The following is a 20,231-nucleotide window of genomic DNA, read 5'->3' as shown; positions in this document are numbered from 1 at the left end:
TTCAGAAAAGAGCCTTACTTTATTTCCTTATCAGGAAGTTTTGCTTCAACTTCATCTTTTAACTTACTTATTGCTTCATCAGTCCCAACATCCGGATCCGAATTTAAGAGATTAAGAATTAAGTTTGTCGCATCCTTCACAACGGAATCACTAGCAGATATTTTTGGTACTTCTAATTCAGGAACAATTTCCTCCATCCAAAACTTACCAACATCTTGATTGTTGAAGAAAGGATCTTCTGATGAAACGAATTCAGGATCATCATAAACTGATTTCAAAGGGATATAAAAATTCACTAGCTTACTAGCTTCTGCCCCTTCTTTTGTTAATAACAACCAATTCATAAATGTCCAAGATAGATCTTTTTCTTTACTATCCTTTGAAATTCCAAATACTGTACCTCCCCAAGAATAAGCATTTCCAGGAGGTTTCATTAATCCCCATCTTCCTTCTCCATCTTTATCATTAGGCTTAATGACATATTGTGGAGCCCAGTTTGCCGCAGGGAAGAAGATATGTTTTCCATCTGCAAAGCTAGCGTTCCATTGAGGTGACCACAACTCTAACTTGTCAACGATTCCAGCATCTCTTACTTTTACAACATGATCTATTACGTCTCGCATTTTTCCTGATACATCAACTACTTCTCCATCCATAAGTGGTTTTTGACTTTGAGCTGTGAAGATTTCATTTAGTTCTCCTAAACTTGAAAACATGTAAACTTCTCCACCACTTTTATCTTGTACTTCTTTCCCTTTTTCTATAAAATCATCAATAGATTGAAACACGGCTTCTAACTCTTTTGGATCATCTGTACCAAAATATTCTTTCGCTAAATCTCTTCTATAAGCTAAACCACCAGGTGTTAAAGATTGTTCAAGTGCTATCACTTCACCTTTTGGACTTGTTGTTAATTCATCTAAATAATCGAAAACTAGTGATTTATCAAAATTGTAAGGCTCTGCCTCAAGATTTTCCCAAATATCAAGTTCGAAAATTTTCCCTCGATAGTTTCGTTCACCCCATAAGATATCAGGTAATTCCCCTCCTGATGCTAAGGTTGTTTGAACTTTTTGAAGATAATCCTCAGCAGCAACATTCGTTAATTCAATCTTAATGTCTGGATAAACCTTGTTAAATTCTTTACTAACCACTTCAATGTAGTTTGTATCCCATCCCCACATGGTAATCGTACCTTTTAGCTCATCACCATCTGTTTCACTTTGTGACTGACTGTTTGTTTCATTTGATCCATTACACCCTACTATTAAACTTATTAATAGTACAAATGTTGTAAAGACAAACCAATTTCTCCTCATTTTCTTTTGCATACTCTCTCCCCCTTTTATCTTACAAACCGATAATAACAATTTGTATACGCTTTCAAAACATAACAATTCGGTTTTATTGTATAAAATCTGGAGATTTCAACGGAATTTTTATCGTGATTTTCGTGCCTATACCTTCGACGCTATCAATGTAAAATGCTGATTTATTGTCATATAAACTTAATACACGAGCCTTAACATTAGATAACCCTATGCTTCTCATATTTGAAAAAGATTGGATTGACGTTTGACCTAATTTTACTTCTTCTAACCGTTTTGAAGACATGCCCACTCCATCATCACTTACGTATAAGTGTAAAAAATGATCAATCAAAAAGATCTCAATACATACTGTTCCGAATTCTTCATTGGGAATGATACCATGAAATAAGGCGTTCTCAACTAATGGCTGAAGAATTGTTCTTGGTACATTCAACCCCAATATTTTTTTATCAACTTGCCATTTTATTCCAAACCGTTTTGGATATCGTTAATTTTGAATAACAAGATAGTTTTTCAAATGATTTATTTCCTCTTCAACGGTGATAAAATATCCACCTTCGCCATACTTTACTGTATCCTGTAAAAGACTAATGAAAGATTTTGTTATTTTTACAATATCTTCATTTTCTTGTTTTTGAGCAAGATAGATGACTGTATTTAACGTATTATAAATAAAATGAGGATTTATTTGTGATATTAGTAAATCCATGTGTAATTTCTGTTTTATTTTCTCATCTTCAATTGAACGATCAATATACTTTTGAAGCTCTTTCACCATATAGTTAAAACCTTCTCCTAAAACCTCAAACTCATCACCACTTTTAATATTTACAGAAGTCTCCAGCTTACCTTTTGATACTTCTTTCATCGCTGTAGTTAACAAGGAAATTGGCTTTGATAAATTTATAATCATTGGAGTTAACACAATCATAATCAACATAATATTGAGAATAGTTACACCTGCAATAAAGTAATAAACGAAATTTACTTTCTTTAAAATTTCTTCTTTTTGATTAACTGAAACAATTTTCCAACCATCTTCCATATTAGGATTGATAATGAATATTTTCTCTTCATTTTCAACAACATTTATTTTTTTATCTTTTTCTCTAATAATAGAGTCTATTTTTTTATCATAATCCTTATTTTTATATAACGATAATGAATTTTGTGAGTCAAAAAGATAGAAAATATTATCACTCGTTTCATCTATCAGAAGTTTTGAAAGATGACTAGTATCAATATTCACAATAAGATACTTTAGTTTACTATCTGGATTTAAAATAGGGTTAAATTTCACAATGTAGCTGATCACTTTGTTTTGTTGCTGGTTGTTTGTAAGCAAATGTTCTTCTGAAAAACCACCATTCACTTCCCTATTCAAAAAAGCTGTGAACCACTTTTCCTTTAGCGTATTTATATAATAATCATTTTGGATTGATCTTGAAGAAATAACGTTTCCATCTTTACCGACCAAAATAATACTGTCAAGATAATCTTTAAGAAGTAAATAGCTTTTTAGTTCATTAGATAACCAATCTTCATTTTGAATTTTTTCATACATACTTTTAGCAGAATAAAGTCTATTGATTTTGTCTTGAATTTCATTATCAACCAATATATATTGAGAAAATTGCTTAATATCGTTTTGGAACGATTGTATACTTTCAGCTTTTTCTTCTAATTTTGCACTTTCGTCTTTCTTCACCTGTTCAGTAAATATTTTATTGAAATAGGAATAAGTGAAAATTCCACATAATAATAATGAAGATGAAATGATAATAGCAATGACAAATAAAATCTTCGTTTTTATCTTCATCGTTTTTTATTCAGACTTTCTTTATATTCCTTTGGAGTTGCACCAGTCATTTTTTTAAAAACTAAACTAAAATATTGACTTGTTTTATAACCAATCATTTCACCAATTTCATAAATTTTATAATCTTCTTTTTGTAAAAGTTTCTTCGATTGCTCAATGCGATACCAAGTTAAATAATCTAAAATTGTATTTCCCGTTTCTTTTTTAAAGATATGGCGAAGGTGATCACCGCTTATTGAAAGTTTTTCACCGATCTCATTCATTGTAAAATCTCTTTGATAGTTTTCATGTATAAACCTTAACGTTAATTCAACTTTAGTAGAGTAATTGATTTCGTCTTTAGTAGATGTTATTTTTCTATATTCATCAAGCATCCATTGCATAATATCTTTTAAATTAAATAGTTCATCAGCATGTAGTTCATTTCTTACATCAGTATCCAAATAGCTTGGTAAATGGTGTTGACTTCTTAAATTCTCTAACATGCTTATTAATTCCTTACATAGAAATCTTAGTGTAACGGGGTGGAAGTTCAATTTCACTAACTCAAATGCGTCTTGTACCATTCGAATAAAATCATCGTTATGTTCATTTAAGTATCTTGCAATTTCTCTACAGCTTTCTTGTATATCAGTAGCTGAAACAGATAAATTCTGTAAATTTAATATTGACCCTTTATCAAACAACACAAGTGCTGATGATTTCTCTTCACATTGAGCATAGATTTCTGTCAATTGTTCTATGTTCTTAAATAGTGGAGAAATTATGATTGACATAGAAACGACCATATCCACAAATTCTCTTTGTAGTTTTAAGGCTGTATGATGGAAGATTTGCCAGTTTTCTCGCTCTGTTGATCTTTTTTTAGAACTGCATAGTAATACTGCTTTGTCTTTATCAATTGGAATGACTTCAACAAACTCTACCACGTCTGAGTTTTCCTTTATACATTCAAGATTCAGACGTTGGAATGTACTATTCCTCTCTATTCTTTCATCAAAAATTGGGTAAGGGCGATCTACCTTAAGATAAAACATACAATAATTTCCTTTATTTCCTCTTGGGTAAAATTTGTTGATACCAATTTGATGACCAAAAAACAATAAATCTCTAATACTCTGACTTTTTACTGATCTAGCTATTTCGTCCTCTCCTACCAATTCTTCGTGTATCTTTCTAAGTTCCTTAGCTAGATTTGATTTATTCATCTCATGTTTGAGCAGGAAATGAGAAATACCTATATTTATTGCTTTTTTTGCATATTCAAAATCTCTGTGAGAGGTAAGCAAGACAATTTTTATGTTCGGATTTAGCGCCAGTATCTTTTCACTAAGACTAAGACCATCAACAACAGGCATTCTTATATCCATAAAGATCACTTGAGGATAAGTTGATCGAACAACTTCCATCGCTTTTTTTGCTGAAAGAGCTTCTCCTATAATTTCAAAGCCTAGTTCTTCCCACTTTAAAAGCATTTTTAGATGCTCAATCGCCAATATCTCATCATCAACAATCATTACTTTTATCATGTTGTACCCCCTTTTATATGAAGTTATGAAATTAGGTATTGAAAAAAAGCTAATTGTTTAATATAAACATTAGCTTCAGGAGAAAGTTTCTCGTTGTTTATTCTATTTCAAGCTGTATCTCACATATTGCGGTTGCTTTTATTGATTTAATCTCAGAGGTATTATCATTAATTTCTGTCCTAGCTGCCATTGGTGAATCTGATTTAACGTAACTTCCCTCTTTTAACGGTGATACATACAGGTACATTCCCTTTTCGATTAGTTCTTGCTGATATTGCTTCAGTCCTATTTGCCAAACATCATTATTGGAAAAGTTATCATGAATTAATTTCCCATCAATAAACGCATATCCAATATCTCCAATATAATCTATGTTAAGTAGCGGCTCTTTAACTGAGTTAAAGAAATCTGGTGAAAAGTCAATTTTCGCTTTTGAATGACCAACCTTCTTACTATCTATTTCTAGTTTATTTGTATTTGTAGAAATATAGTACTCATCAAAGAACCCATCATTTTCTTGCTTTGTTATTTCTCTTCCCTGGTATAGTAATTTCTTCTTTAAAGGTGGAAAAAGCATTAATTCTATTTTTTCTTGTTCATTACTATACTCCAACTTTAATTTGTTATCATTTAATAAAACAGTGCTATCTGTTATCACAATTTGATGTTGATTATCTAGTGTATATCTCCAAAAATTCAGACTTTGATTATCAGATAAAGTGACAATATGAATGTTGGTTCCTGAATTCAGCGTTATATCACTAACATGAGTATCTACTACAGAATCTAGCTTAATTACTACTTCTTCACCCCAAATAACATCACCATCATTTCTTTCAATATTCTGTATAGCTTCTCGACTGAAGCAATATTCCGCTTTCATGCCTTTTGGAGTAAAGAAAAAGTAGTAACTTTCACCATTATGCTTCATTTTCGTGATTAATTGAGTTGTGGAGTACTTCAAAGTTGTTCCATCCATTTTAAAATTAAATGGGAGAACACAACTTGTATTTTTTGCGATTGATAGTGCTTCACTGTTAGGTAGATTGATGGTTTCATAATTAAGTTGAATAGAAATAGAAATATCATGTTTGTCCTTCATTTCAACATGATCTTGATAGTTATTTATAAATAGAAAACCTGCATCTTTATGAGCTCGAACTGCATAACGCAAAGATTCAATATCAGTAGGATCGATATGATCACTCATATCAGGTAGGATGGTTTGTGATTTACTAAACTCTTTTTCAAAGGTTGTTAAAAAATAATGCAACCGCTTCAGTCTTTTATATGATTCTCTAATCTGTCCGAATTCTCCTATGGGAGCTTGATAGTCATAGGAAATTTTAGGTGTCGCATTTTCATTTAAGAAGTATTTTCCTATTGGATTTGAACCACCATGAAAGACATAATAGCCAATGAAATTGCACCCTCCCGCAAGCTTTACATTCGCCATGGCATCAACACTTTCATATGGTAATGTAAACCGATACTGATAGAAGTTAGTCATACCTGCTCCCATTTCACAGCAAGCATAAGGTAGATCTTCAGCACGGTAGGTTGGGGTAAACCCATAATTTTCTTTTTCATTATGATGAAAATCTCTATAAATAAACTCTGGTGTAGCTGGATGTTCTTTCACATCTCCATAAAATATCCATGGCCAAAAAGCATATCCTCCCCATAGAGGAAGTACTTCATCAGAAGGTGCAGCTGCCCCTCCCCATCCAGTACAAGTATAAAGTGGAGTCTCAATATTAGCCTCGATGGCTAGTTTTTTTAATGTTAATATATGTGAATCTCCATCCCTGCCAGCAGGAAGCCATTCATTACTTGTTCCAGCTGTTATTTCCCATGGTGCACCTGCATGTTCATATTCGTTTTCAAGCTGGGTACCTATAATTGGTCCATTGTCTTTAAATAATAAACCCTTTACTTGTTTTCCAATTTCTTGATAAAAATTTTTTACAAATTCCAAGTACTCTATATCATTTGAGCGCAGATCAAATGGTCGTCCGAAAAGCCAGTCTGGTAAACCACCGTTTCTTACTTCACCGTGAGCAAATGGTCCAATTCTTAAGATCACATAAAGTTCATGCTTCGCACAAATTTCAACAAATTTTCTTACGTTTCTATTTTCTGTCCACAGAAAAACACCCTGATCTTCTTCATGATGATTCCAGAAGATGTAGGTTGCGATTATATTTACACCGCCCATTTTCATTTTAATCAGTTCATCTTCCCATCTTGTATGATGATACCGACTAAAGTGAAATTCACCACAAATTCCTTGAAAAGGCTGGTTATTTTTCTCCATATAATAGTTTGTGAAACTAATTCTGTCTCCGCTTAGGTTTATTCCTCCAAGTTTGGTTTTGGCGGGATAAATATTCTTCTGAGGATTTTTGACATTAATAGTATATTTCTTCATGCACTCATCATCTCCTGACTATATGTAATAAGAAATAGTTGTGAAGCAGCCATTTTATTGCTTCACAACTAGAATAATCTTTAGGTCGTTATCATATTTACCTTTTTATGAGTTATTGCTCCTTGATGATTTGAATCTAAACTCAACACTATATTTAACTCTTCGATTGCTTGTTGATGTTTGTTTAATCCAATTAACCCAAGTGCTCTCATATAGCGACAGTGAATTTCGTTGCGTTTTTTTAGATCATCATCAAATACTAGAAAATCTGGAAGAGAAACCGCAAAATAATCAATTTTCGGACTATCAAAAATGTGTTTTTCTCCATAATCTATTAACTTATTAAATCGTTTCTTTGACTCTTTAAACCTTTTCAATTTCTGCAGTGCTAATCCTTGGTAAAAAATCATTTCCGGTGGTTGATCATTGTAATAAAGTGCACTTGCGGGTTCATCAAATCCTTCGGACGCAATCTTAAAACACTCAGCAGCATGGTTTTCATCTTTTAACCCTTCATAAGCACAACCAAGGTAATAGTACACATTATTATCTTGTGCACCTTTAAGTTTCCCCTCACCTAGATTATCAGGATAGGTAAGTGCCTTTTTAAAGGTATTTAAAGCGTTTACATATGACTTTTTATGAAGATCGTGCTTTCCAAGTTCGATATAGGAATACACATATTGCTCTGTGACCTTTCCTTCTCCTCCTTCCCATGGATGAAAAATTCGAGTTTTCAGTGACTGAATTGTTTTTTCATAATAACCTAAGCAGTTTTGAAGTGTTATATATTCAATATACAAATCATCTCTTGATTGTACTAAAGGTAATTTGTTATTTAAAAAATGGAATCTTTTATCTGGTGAATATCCCAATTTCTTGTGTAACTGATCATATTCATACAATACCCTTGCATCAGATTGATCACAATCAAATGCTGTTTGTAAAGAAATTAGTGCACCATGTTCATCTTGTAAATGGTTATAATAAGCAAGAGCTAGATTTCGATGAACTGTTGCAAAACTAGGATCTATTTTTCTTGAGGTTTCCCATAATTTAATTGCTTCTGTATATCTTTTTTTATCATAAAGTAAATTGCCTAAATAATAACAGGCCTTGCTATCCTCTGGGTTCGCTGCAATCGCATCTTCTAGTACAATTAACTCAAATAAACTATTTGGGAAACAATAATCTGAAGTAGCCTGGTTACCTGTGCGTCTATAATACCGAGCTTGATCATGCTGCTTTAATTTGGAATACAAATAACCTATCGTATAGTTAATAATTGGATATTCTTTATTTTTGTTTTCTCCTATTAATCGACTTAAAATTTGTATACCTTCTTCATATCTTCCACATTCTTCATAATCAGCAGCAAGATGTAAATAATTTTGAGGATCATATCTCATGAAAGCTTCTAATTCAGACACGATAGAATGAGCAGTTAATGTATCTCCCAATTCTAAAGTAATTAAATAAAGTTCATAATATGCTCCAAAATCAGCAATATCCATTGTTATTGTTTCTTCGGCAAATTGTTTTGCTTCTTTTAATCGACCGATTTTACTTAGAATGATTGTTTTTAGGTGACGCCCTTTATAATTTCTACTATTTTTAACTAAGGCTTTTTCTATAAATTCTAATGCTTGATCATACAATCCATTTGTTGAAGCAATTTGCGCTAAGGAAAAATACCCACTTTCTTGCCAATGTGATGACCATACAGACTTATAAAATGCACGATATGCTTCATCTAATTTCCCTTGTAACTTGAGTGATAGGCCAAGCTGATAGTAAGCTTCACTGTCGTATGGATTAGGATTTCTCCAAGTTAACAACTTAATTGCGTTTCTGAAGTATTCTTCACTTTTCTGAAACAACCCTCTACGCAATAGTAATGTTCCATATGCCACGTTTATTCTGATATTATTTGGTTCTCTTTTCAATCCTTCTAAGTAATATTCATCAGGATCCAGTGTTGCATGTCTGTATTGTTCTAAGTGCAATCCGGCGAGATATAATTCCTCTGTTGTTTTTAATTCATCTGGAGATGGTAAAGGTTTTGCGGGTGTCGGTATTTCTTCTATTTGCTTTTTTGGTGGTTGATAGGAAACTAATATTTGCTCGTGTTCATCCTTCACAGATAATAATAAATTGTGTTCTAGTTCACTTTCATCAAGTTTAATATTTATCTTATATGTGTGGTTTGGAGACAAGTTTATTTTTTCATTTAAGTAGTAGTGCTTTTTACCCTTTAACTCGACAATTGCATCAGTATAATTTGATGTAGCATATACGCTAATACAAGCTTCATTTAATAGAGAATCTACTTTTAGATTCACAGCAGCATGTTTTGTGGCATTTTTCACCATTCCAATATGTTTATAAGGCATAAAATATTGTGTAAATGTTTTTTCCTCGTAAGGCTGTAACCATGTAAAATCCGGTTGATTATCAGTAAATACCCCTGTCATCAACTCTATATATGGACCATCTTCATCTGTTAATTGTCGGTCCCACGCTTTTCCAAAATCTCCATTACCCCATGTCCATTGTTTTTTTCCAGGAGAGATATGGTGATCTGCTACATGAAGTAAGCCCGCTTGCAATTTATGATCATAACCCCCGACAAAATCGTAATCAGATTTGTAAGCCATATAAGAAGTGGGAACAGGAATATTTTTATAACGCGATATGTCTACACCTTCAGAATAATCCATCTTATAATAAGTGCCAGTGGCGATTGGAAAGCGTGATACATCTCTCTTCCCATGATCAAAAACGGCATGAACATCTGGGGGGAAAACAGATTGTGTGTAATCATTAACCGCTACGGCTGGATTTGCCCACCAAAGAAAGGTTTGAGGCAAAGATGTACGATTATATAACTGTGCCTTGATTTCTAAATATGCTTTATCAGGATGTAGGATAAAACCTGCCGTCACTTTTGTACCGTTCATCCGATCGATTTCACTTACCCATACAGTAGCACTTCCATCATCATTTTCTGTTACTTTGTATTCAACTGGTCCAAATGTGTTTGGACGATGATGCTGTGGCCAGTTGAACTCTATCCCACCTGAAATCCAAGGACCCGCCAATCCAACAAGTGCTGGTTTAATCACTCGATTGTAATAAACAAAATCGTAATTATTCGTTTTATCTAATGCTCGATAGATACGACCACCCAATTCTGGCATGATTTCAATACGGATGTATTCGTTTTCTACTATAACAAGGTTATACGGTTTCATTTTTTTATGATCGTGTATCTTATCGATTACCGGATAGGGATATACTTTTCCAGAGCTACCTTGATACACTCTCTTTTCAAGGAACATAGGATTTTTATTTGGCTCTCCTACCTCATAAGTTGGGATATGGCGTTCTTCTTCCCAAACTTGAACTCTTTGTTCAATTTTCATTAAACTCCCTCCTCTTTATACTACTACGATACGTTGATATGTTTTTTCTTACAATTAACAAAATTCGGTTTATAATGGACTATATTCTGAATTATTATTAATATATTGCTAAAGGTACTAGTATATAAAGAGAAGGAATTTGATTATTTTCTTATTTTTTTAGGAGTGTTGATTTGGGGAATATTAAAAAAAGTGATGGATTTGAATTGGAACGACTGCTTGTTTTACCTGATTATGTAATAAGAGATATTGAGAAGCATCCGTTAATAGCTCCTTTCTATGTAACTGATATTGGCTATTTCCCGAGAGCTAAATATCATTATCGTGAACGAAATAATGGTTGTGATAATCATATTGTCATTTATTGTGCTGAGGGAGAAGGATGGATAGAAATAAATGGTGCAAAATTAACTATTAAACCTACTATGCTAATCATTATTCCTAAGGAAACTCCTCATCGATATGGTGCATCTGAGCAAACACCTTGGAGCATTTATTGGTTCCATCTAGGTGGCACCGATGTAGATCAATTTATAGAAGGTTTAGGACTAAAAAGTAATCGATCACAACTAAAATTTATAGAATTTGTAAAATTTCTAGAGATTTTTAATAATTGTTTCGATTTTCTGTCAAATAGAATATACTCTCACCTCCACCATATCCATGTATCTCAATCTATAAAATATCTTTTGAGCATTGTTAGTGTAACAAGCGAGCTCACAAACCAAGATAGAAAAAAAGAAGATTATCTTGATAAAGCTATTCATTTTATGAACGAAAACATGAACAAATCAATTAAACTCGATGATGTTGCAAAATACTCGGGTTTATCAAAACAACATCTTACACATCTTTTTAAATCTGAAACCAGTTACCCACCTATTGATTACTTTATAAGAATGAAAATGCAAAGAGCGGCACAAACACTTGATCTTACAGAAAACTCTATTAAAGAAATTGCCGTTTCATTAGGCATAGATGATCCTTATTACTTTTCGAGAATCTTCAAAAAAATTATGGGTACTTCACCATCCCAATATAGAAAGATTAAAAAAGGGTGAAAGTTTCATCTGTGTATAAAAAATTTGTGAGTAATAGCCGTATTTTTCATTTTTTTCTTTAATCCTGAAAAGAATGGGAAACGATCTTTGTAGGTATTCTTAGTACCGAAAATTTATTGTACAAAAAAAGGACAGTGCACTGCCCCATATTAACTAGTAAATTTATTTTCCGTATAATAAACCAAGAATATCTTCAACTATTCTAGAGTAGAGCCTTCCTCACCCTGCTCTAACAAAGGTGCTTGACCCACAACACCTAAAGCATTTAACAATTTAACAATCGTTTTCATTGCACTTTGAGGATTAATTTTCGTTTCAATGTAGTAAGTCTCACCCGTTATGATCGATTCATATGTATGGATTGAAGCGAATTTTTTTCTATTTTTATGCACCGGTTGGAGTGCGATTGCATATCGGTTTCCTCTATTACCACCACCAAGAATAAATCCTTCTTCTACAAGCTGACGAAGAGGAAGATTTTGTTCTTCAATCCATAGTAAAACCTTTTTCCAAAGCTCTGGTACCGAGTTTCCGTTAACAACGATTTCATTTCCTTGATGTTTAATAATTAGATAGATCTCGTCCCATTTTTTATAAACGTTTCTTTGAAATGCTGTTGAAAAATTCCATATTTCTTCTACATCATCTTCTTCATTAAGAATCCATTTTATCGTTCTAAAGACTTCACCATAAATTTCAGTCACAACTGTGTTAACATAGTTTCTTTCTTCACTGTCAACTTCATTTGATATTTTCGTGATTGCTTTAAACACATCTTCAAAGCGATCATACAGAGAGCGAACGAGTATACGTTCCTCTTCTATAGTAGCCAATTTTTCACGTTTTACTTTATAAGGCATTCTTAACGCATCAATATACTGCTGAATGATAGGTTTCGCGTAGATACTTAAATCAGGGTTCTCAAGACAAGGCATTAAAACAATATCTACTAATTGCTGATAATCGACCCCAATCCATTTTGAACTTCCAAACGTTGCTTCATTGGACTCTTTCATTTGACTTTTGGGAACTAAAGCAACTAAAAGAAACGTCTCGTTTTTGAATGTTTCTTCGAACTTTTTTAAGTATTTATGACACTGATTCACGTCAACTCTTGCATAAACCTTTTGCTCAACAGCAAGGATCAATCTTTTTTCCTCTTGAGGATTTTTTTCATTCACAACATTTACTTTAAAAAAGACATCTAGTCTGCCTTTATCATCGTTTCTTTCGGTTTCTTCGCTGAATTGTTGTTCTGTTATATCCAGCTTGTTAATGTCCTTTTCTGCTATAACCTCAGAATTTCTGAATGTATTTACATTCAACATGGCTATATCGGTAATATCATCAATATTTTCTTCCGCAGATTCAGCAACAGCCATTAAAAATCGCTGAAAAGGATAATACCCGAGCATATGTCTTTCTGTAGGATCCAATACCCATGATAAAAACCTTGAATGCCATGTTTCTAAATGAGTAGCACCAACAACATGAAAAACATTCGGTCGATCAATCAGAAATTTCAACGCGACAAAGTCTTTGTCCATTGTTAGTTCGTAGAGCATACGTTTTAGTGATTTCAACAGTTATTTCCCCCAATTAATTTTCAATTAAAGTTTTAAGTTTACATAATATATTTCTCGTAAACTATATTTCATTGTACCTTTATATCATACAAAAATTAGTATATAGTTTATCTTACCTACCATTAACCTTTTTAATATATCTTATTTCTCTGTCAGAAACCAAATAATCTTCTTTATGATCAGGAACCCAAATATAGAACATATTTTCTCCATCTTCATTTTTCCAATAAGTATCTTCAATTTTTACTGTTAAACCATGAAAACTAATATCAACATCAAAAAAATGAATACTGTAACAATCTCCTACAATTAGTTCGTAATTTTGTTTTTGAATAACAATTGTAAACCGTTCCATGAATACTCCTTTTGACTTCGATCTGATTTCAGTTGTGTAATTTCCCCAAAGTTCTTTTCGTTTACTTCCCTTAATTGCAATTCCAATCTGGCACTCTCCTTTTTATCTACCTTCATAATAAAGATTTTTCAGTTACATGATTAGAAACGACATTTTTCTTTTTCTTATAATCATTTATTTAGCTAAATTCCACTATTGCTTTCTTAAATGAAAATTAAACAGTTACTAATGCATAGATCAAGTCTCAAAAAAATGAGTTCAATTTCTTACTGTTCTTTTCATCACTTTTCAATTAACAGATCTTTGGTTATAATAAAAGGAGAAAAAGAATAAAATAAAAAAGACTGTTTGGTGCTATAACACCAAACAGTCAAAACAATAGCTAGGTTCCCATTAAGGGAATCAGTGAAGTTTGAAAATAACTCACCTATCGCCTGGAGAGCTCAAGGGTGGGTTATTTTTTGTCTCTATATGATATGATTGACAACACCAAACTAGCAAATGCAATCATCAGCATTAACGTTTGAAATACTGTCATCATAAGCATCACCCCCTTTCCTTGGGGTAACACTGACCGCCCTTGAGTTCCTAACTATTGCAAAACTATTATAGCACAAAATAGAATGTATGTTCTTTTTATGTAAGTAAGAAACTTTTAATACTATTAAATTAGTTTAGGAAAAATCATTTGTAAAAATACTACTTAAAACGTAAGCTAGAGAAATACTTGAGTAATTTTTAATGATCCTGAAAAAGAACTTAATACTTGGAGGAACTCTACGTTTATATGTATTTTGTATTATAGTAAACTACTTCATGCTAATGTATTTCATACTGGTATATAAAAAAACTTGTTAACTTATCTTCCTATCACAATACAACTTCAGTGGCTCTACTAAACTCTTCTAGCAGGATTGATAATTTAATATGTTCCACGTCAATATCTTCCTTCTTATTGATATAGAACTCTTTAGCTTCCCTAAGTGAATTAAATTGTAGTGATTTATGTATTTGCTCATACCTTCCAAGCTCCTCAAATATTTCATAAGCCAACCAAGTAACTTCGTACATAGTAACACCCCTTATTCGGTATTATTTTAAAAGGAGAAACTTTGAATATTTCTTAACCATACCTACTTCTTATTATACAATACAAACGTTATCAATATTGACCCTTTTCACTATCATCTATTGGGTTACAGCCTATGAATATTTCACAATTAATTTCCAATGATATCTTAATTTTTTTCGTTTATTATCTATTAAACAAGTGTTACTGCTGTATAGCTCACTTATTTCTATTAAATGGTGTCAGTTCTTACTTTTCTTTTCATCACTTTTCAATCAATTCATCTTTGGTTATAATAAAAATAGAAAAAACATATACTAAAAAAGACTGTTTGGTGCTGTAACACCAAACAGTCATACAATAGCTAGGTTCCCATCAAGGGGATCAGCAATTTTGGTAAATAATAACTTCACCCTATTACGCCGCTAGGCTCAAGGGTGGGTTATTTTTTGTCTCTATAAGATATGATTGACAACACCAAACTATTAAATGCAATCATGAGCATTAACGTTCGAAATACTGTCATCATGAGCATCACCCCCTTCCTTCGGGGTAATGCTGACCACTCTTGAGTTCCTAACTATTGCAAAACTATTATAGCACAAAATAGAATGTATGTTCTTACCCTGTATATAAAGAACTTTTATTATGGCTCTTTTCTGAACGATAGTTGCTATGTAACCAAAATTTATAGTGAAAACAGTGTTTTTTCACTATAAGGGTACTATTTTAAGAAGAAAAGATGCCACTAGACTTAATACAGTGCTGATTGCTTCGGCTATTTTAAAGCAACAAAGTTTGCGAAAACAGCCTTTATTATTAATTAAGTAGTAAATCACTCTTTACTAAGTATTTCATCTCTTTTAAAGGTTAGCATATTGGGTTATAATAAAAGTAGAAAAAACATAAACTAAAAAAGACTGTTCGGTGCTCGAACACCAAACAGTCTTACAATAGCTAGGTTCCCATCAAGGGAATCAGCGAAGTTTGAAAATAACTCACCCTATTACGCTGGTATGCTCAAGGGTGGGTTATTTTTTGTCTCTAAAAGAAATGATTGACAACACCAAATTTGAAAATGCATTCATCAGCATTAACGTTTGAAATACTGTCATAGAAAAAAGAAAATATTTAACTTTACCTTAAAGAATTTTCCCTAACCATTCCTTAAAAACATCATAATGTTCTCCTGGCGAAAAACAAAACGCCCCCATGTGATATATCTCATGAAACTCTACATCATAAAAATCCTTATCACTCGGCATATAACATTCAGTTGGTGTTAATATAAACACGTCTTTTACAACCCTCATATCATCTTCTCTTGCTAAAATCCCATCTCTATATTTATGCATCTCCCCAAGCGCCATTGGTAGGTTGGCAGGAATGCGGTACTTAGGATCCATCACATACAGTTGATTTTGGTAATCTATCACAATATCAGGAATCATTCTTTGCGTATATGAGTAGTATGGATTTGTATTAATTTGAATGATTTTTTGATAAATTAATTGTCCACCATTTTTAAGGTGTATCACACTTTCTTTGTTTTCAGACAATCTTAAGAAATAATAGCCATCCTTCTTGGTGAATAACTCTGCTGTATCATCTAGTTGTCCTAGTTCACGTAGAGTTCGAATGATTTGCATGAAGCACCACATTTCATACAGCAAATACGTGTCTTTTAAGCTTAGCTTTTGTTCAATATCAAAGGTAAGCGTTTTGAACTGATAAAGTGAAGAAAACCACTGATACCAAAGTCTGTAGACTGGGTGCTTACGAAATACTTGAGTGATTTTTACAGGTCCTGAATAGGGTCTTAGTCCTTGAAGGAATTCTGCCTTTTTCCATAGTGTGATCCAGTCCAGATATTGCGTTGCTTTTCTCCCAATATCACGGTCATTTATCGTTCGGTATGTTTTTAGCAAGAGTTGCAATTCATTAAGCTGAAAAAGCAGCACTCGATTTTCATATACATTGAAGGTTTCTTCTTCTTTTGTTGATTGAATGTGACTTGGTAGCTTTGTTGGTGAGCCTCCGTAGCTTTCACCATACCGTTCCATCCATGCAATGCTTCTTGGTGTCACTGTTTTCACACGTTCTCTTCTCATGAAAACTTCTTCTTTACGAAGGTTTCTTAACGGGTGAGCTGAGATTTTTTGAAAGGTATTTCTTAGTTTGTAAATGGTTGATTCAATGTACATCCACTGCAACATGGAGCACTCTCTTGTGAATCCACTTGAAGAAATGTTCGTTTCTAAACCAGATTGTTGAAAACAAATACTTGCTTCTTTTAATAAATCATCTAAAAGAAATTGGTATTGCTGCTGGGTTAATTTACGAGAATCAGTATACACATAATTTTCAAAGGTATCTATACCTTCTTTCGTACTGATCTTAAATGAAACGATTCCACTTTGAAAAGGAGTTTCAAATACTCCTTCCCAGCCTTCATTTGTTTTGTTCATTGGTAGGGGAATATTCTGCATTCTAAATTGAAATGTTGCTTTAGAGTGTGTTCTCCATTTATAGATTTTTGCTTCTTCTAAATAGACTTTATTTATAGCTACCCAGGTTTTTTGATGATCATCCCATACTGTAATATTAACGCCAGAATTGAGTGGAGCCATATCGCTCTAATTCCTCTCTCATTCGTTCTATATGTTTATAACCTTGAGATGTTTCGCCAAATTGCTGATAAAATAAGTTTGCTAGAGTTTCTAATAAATCTGTAATTCGTTCATCACCTCTTATTTTTGGGATAACCTTTTCAGCGACAACACGATCAAGTGCAACTAGGGGCTCCATTCTTAGTTCTTCAGCTAACAAGCTATTTTTATATAATTTTCGGATCATTTCATTCATCGTTCGATAACCAAAGTGAAGGTCATATGTTGCAAGGTGTTCATGAATCGCTACTAATAGATCCCATTCTGTTTGAACGGTTTTTTTAAACTTGTCATCTAAACGGTCCCAGAAGCTTGAAAAATCAACATCTGATAACGTCATCACAAAGGCCCGATCAAGTACTTTATCAGAAATACTATGAGTTGTTTCATCCACATTAATCGTCCCGATCACATAGAAATTATGTGGAATTTCAATTGTATTCGGCACGTCCTCAAGATCATCAATATTGTGTAATGTAATCGGTTTTCTTGATTCAACTGCACTTAAATAATCGCTTAAATAATATTCCACTCTGGCTAGGTTCATTTCATCTAAAACAATAAAATGAGGTTTGTCCTTTTCTTGATCAGCTTGAAGTAACATATCTAAAAACTCGGTTCTCATGTATTTTTTTTCAAAAGAACTGTAATATCCAAATAGTGATGTCGCATCCATCCAATCTGGTCGGACAGGAATGATTTTCAGATATGGATTTTCCTCACTATAATCAAGTCCATATACCGCATTAGCAAACACTCGACATAATTGAGTTTTACCTGTACCAGATATACCACTTAAAATCACAAAATGCTTGTCATCAAGACTTGTTAAGTTCAAGTAAAAATCTCTAATAATATCAAGTGAAAACGTGAAACCACTTTGTTCAACTAAATCTAGTATATTGGAAAAGTCAAAAGAACTCTCCAACTCTGGATCAAATTCTTCCTCTTCTTCTTCAGAAGTTTTAGGTGTTTGTCCTCCTTTTGGAAAAGTTAGAAATTCTGTAGTATCAGCAAAAATGGCTGCAGCAGTGATCAGACGTTCTTTTATTTTGTACATAGGCTCTGTAAATCCTTCATCAACACCTTTGTATGTTCCAACATAAAAGGAATTACTAGCACTTAATACAAAGCCATTATTTTTTAATTCCTGCAATGACACTTCCTGATACATTTGGTTTTCGTTGTTTTGATTATATTTTCCTCGATGATAGAAAGATTTTTTAATATACCAATCATAATCCTTTTGATTCGCCAGTTTCCGGATTCGATGAAAAATTTGACCGTAATTACCAATAAATATCCCGATTGATTCATGTGGATCACGAGTGAAGTAACCAATATGACCTTCTGTGATTAATTGATCTTGATCATATATGTAAAACATTTGCTTATAATCATTTGTTTTCACCTTTTTTACTTCTTCATTAAGAATTACTCGATAAGATTTCGAGAAAAGTTCTATATCAAAAGGATCTGTTGCTTCTTGGATTGCCTTCATTAATAACATCGCATGACTATGTTCTAATGCTTCTTTCTCCAGAACGCTTCGTACTGGAGTTAATTTTTGATAAGTATCCCAAAGCTGGCCAATAATGTCGTCTTCTTCTATTAATCCCTCTAGAGGTAAGATTTTGCCAAAATGGATGGTAGGCTTACGTTTGTTTTTGATATACTGCCATACTTTATCGGTAAATTCATGTTTATCAATAAAACTCTTTTTCTCTTCAATTGTATAAATCTTAAGATCATCACTTAATTCTTCAACCATTCTATCAAGTTCGTGGATCTGAGTTCGTTTTGATAAAACCCAAAATGGATAAAAATCAGAGCTCATCGTCATACGGATTTCACGTGAAGCTAAATGAAACTCTAGTTTTAGAATAAATAATGGACTTTGATATAATTTTTCATCAATCAATTCCACAAATCCTTTGTTGCCATAATGCTGTTTTTTTTCTGCATATTTAGGATTTTTAGAATCTGTTATCGTTGTCTTAATTGCTCGTTCATGTGTATGTATTTTTAACTGAAGTAAATAAGAATCACGCTCACTGTATTTTCCGATAAAAGTATCCATGATTCTTCTTAGTAAAGGCTGTACTTCATCAAGGATTTGTTGGTTTCTAACTGTTGTATCATCTATATTCATAATATCAACTAAATTGTTGGCTTGGATCATGTTTTTCACTTCCCGAGTTTTGAGTATTTATCCCTATTACTATCTTAATACATAAAATCTAGTTTTTTAACTAAATATGAGGAATTTTGTAAAAGAAAACCAATATCCCTCTTTTAATCTTCAACAACATGAGCGATTATCTTAGTATGATTATTATGAAATTTTTTAAAAAACGATTCATACTGTACTTTTGCTTTGCATCAATCCTTTTCAAACATGCATTCTTTGGTTATAATAATGATAGAGAAGACATACAATAAAAAAGACTGTTCGGTGCTCTAACACCAAACAGTTATACAATAGCTAGGTTCCCTTCAAGGGGATCATCGTTTTGGCAATAACTCACCCTATTTCGCTGTCGGGCTCAAGGGTGGGTTATTTTTTGTACCTATAAGATATGATTGACAACACCAAACTTGAGAATGCGATCATAAGCATTAACGTTTGAAATACTGTCATCATAAGCATCACCCCCTTCCTTCAGGGTAATGCTGACCACCCTAGAGTTTTCCTGTTCTTTTCTTATTGATATCATTGTTAACCGGTCAATGGGGTTATCTTTTATGGAGTATTATTCATAGTTTTACGGCAGGATTTACTGGATTGATGATCACGTTTTTGCAATTAAAAAAGGCTGTTTTTGCATACTTTGTTGCTTTAACACACCCGAAGAAATCAGCACAGTATTAAGAATGGTGAGTGATGTTCTAAGTTTTTTATACGAAAACTGACTTTCATTTATCAACATCATTCTCTCCTTTTTAAATTAATATG

The 20,231-nt window shown here is 32.7% G+C and carries 17 protein-coding genes; 1 reads left to right on the top strand and 16 read right to left on the bottom strand.

Going from position 1 to position 20,231, the window contains the following annotated elements:
• Positions 1-14: 14 nt before the first annotated feature.
• The 6 genes from LC076_RS13925 to LC076_RS13900 form a co-directional block, all read right to left on the bottom strand.
• Complete coding sequence (locus LC076_RS13925) at positions 15-1,331, bottom strand: ABC transporter substrate-binding protein (protein WP_226669705.1); 1,317 nt, start codon at positions 1,329-1,331, stop codon at positions 15-17.
• Positions 1,332-1,404: 73 nt separating this feature from the next.
• Entirely contained in the window at positions 1,405-1,764 is a 360-nt protein-coding gene (locus tag LC076_RS13920) for a sensor histidine kinase (RefSeq protein ID WP_226669704.1), read from the bottom strand.
• Between the two features lie 54 nt (positions 1,765-1,818).
• Positions 1,819-3,150: a histidine kinase gene (locus tag LC076_RS13915; protein WP_226669703.1), complete on the bottom strand. Its 1,332-nt coding sequence runs from the start codon at positions 3,148-3,150 to the stop codon at positions 1,819-1,821.
• The gene (locus tag LC076_RS13910; protein ID WP_226669702.1) at positions 3,147-4,679 is read right to left on the bottom strand and encodes a response regulator; all 1,533 of its coding nucleotides are present in this window, start codon (positions 4,677-4,679) and stop codon (positions 3,147-3,149) included. Before LC076_RS13910 ends, LC076_RS13915 begins: the two co-directional genes overlap by 4 nt.
• Before the next feature lie 97 nt (positions 4,680-4,776).
• The gene (locus LC076_RS13905) at positions 4,777-7,110 is read right to left on the bottom strand and encodes a beta-galactosidase (RefSeq protein WP_226669701.1); all 2,334 of its coding nucleotides are present in this window, start codon (positions 7,108-7,110) and stop codon (positions 4,777-4,779) included.
• An 80-nt stretch (positions 7,111-7,190) separates the two neighbouring features.
• On the bottom strand, positions 7,191-10,535 hold the full coding sequence (locus LC076_RS13900) for a DUF5107 domain-containing protein (protein ID WP_226669700.1): 3,345 nt from the start codon (positions 10,533-10,535) through the stop codon (positions 7,191-7,193).
• Between the two features lie 173 nt (positions 10,536-10,708).
• Between LC076_RS13900 and LC076_RS13895 the strand changes: the two genes are divergently transcribed.
• Entirely contained in the window at positions 10,709-11,596 is an 888-nt protein-coding gene (locus LC076_RS13895; protein ID WP_226669699.1) for an AraC family transcriptional regulator, read from the top strand.
• Positions 11,597-11,793: 197 nt separating this feature from the next.
• Here the strand turns inward: LC076_RS13895 and LC076_RS13890 are convergent, their stop codons facing one another.
• The 10 genes from LC076_RS13890 to LC076_RS13845 form a co-directional block, all read right to left on the bottom strand.
• Complete coding sequence (locus LC076_RS13890; RefSeq protein ID WP_226669698.1) at positions 11,794-13,179, bottom strand: PD-(D/E)XK nuclease family protein; 1,386 nt, start codon at positions 13,177-13,179, stop codon at positions 11,794-11,796.
• Positions 13,180-13,294: 115 nt separating this feature from the next.
• Positions 13,295-13,537, bottom strand: a complete 243-nt coding sequence (locus LC076_RS13885) for a hypothetical protein (RefSeq protein WP_226669697.1) — start codon at positions 13,535-13,537, stop codon at positions 13,295-13,297.
• A gap of 454 nt (positions 13,538-13,991) precedes the next feature.
• Entirely contained in the window at positions 13,992-14,075 is an 84-nt protein-coding gene (locus tag LC076_RS13880) for a putative holin-like toxin (RefSeq protein ID WP_226669855.1), read from the bottom strand.
• A 332-nt stretch (positions 14,076-14,407) separates the two neighbouring features.
• A complete protein-coding gene (locus LC076_RS13875; RefSeq protein ID WP_226669696.1) occupies positions 14,408-14,608 on the bottom strand; it encodes a hypothetical protein in 201 nt (66 codons plus the stop codon).
• Between the two features lie 440 nt (positions 14,609-15,048).
• Positions 15,049-15,132, bottom strand: a complete 84-nt coding sequence (locus tag LC076_RS24515; RefSeq protein WP_226669854.1) for a putative holin-like toxin — start codon at positions 15,130-15,132, stop codon at positions 15,049-15,051.
• Positions 15,133-15,637: 505 nt separating this feature from the next.
• Positions 15,638-15,721 carry a putative holin-like toxin gene (locus tag LC076_RS24510; protein ID WP_226669853.1) on the bottom strand — a complete coding sequence of 28 codons (84 nt, stop codon included), beginning with the start codon at positions 15,719-15,721 and terminating at the stop codon, positions 15,638-15,640.
• A 27-nt stretch (positions 15,722-15,748) separates the two neighbouring features.
• On the bottom strand, positions 15,749-17,236 hold the full coding sequence (locus tag LC076_RS13860) for a DUF2357 domain-containing protein (protein ID WP_226669695.1): 1,488 nt from the start codon (positions 17,234-17,236) through the stop codon (positions 15,749-15,751).
• Positions 17,211-19,457, bottom strand: a complete 2,247-nt coding sequence (locus tag LC076_RS13855) for an McrB family protein (RefSeq protein WP_226669694.1) — start codon at positions 19,455-19,457, stop codon at positions 17,211-17,213. The genes LC076_RS13860 and LC076_RS13855 overlap by 26 nt, the downstream gene beginning before the upstream one ends.
• A 375-nt stretch (positions 19,458-19,832) precedes the next feature.
• A complete protein-coding gene (locus LC076_RS13850; protein ID WP_226669852.1) occupies positions 19,833-19,916 on the bottom strand; it encodes a putative holin-like toxin in 84 nt (27 codons plus the stop codon).
• Between the two features lie 151 nt (positions 19,917-20,067).
• The gene (locus LC076_RS13845; protein WP_226669693.1) at positions 20,068-20,205 is read right to left on the bottom strand and encodes a hypothetical protein; all 138 of its coding nucleotides are present in this window, start codon (positions 20,203-20,205) and stop codon (positions 20,068-20,070) included.
• Between the last annotated feature and the right edge of the window lie 26 nt (positions 20,206-20,231).

The sequence above is a fragment of the Metabacillus litoralis genome, from assembly GCF_020524045.1.
GTDB classification, from domain to species: Bacteria; Bacillota; Bacilli; order Bacillales; family Bacillaceae; genus Metabacillus; species Metabacillus litoralis_C.
Note: the sequence above shows the minus strand (reverse complement) of the source record. Positions and strands in the feature narration are given on the sequence as shown.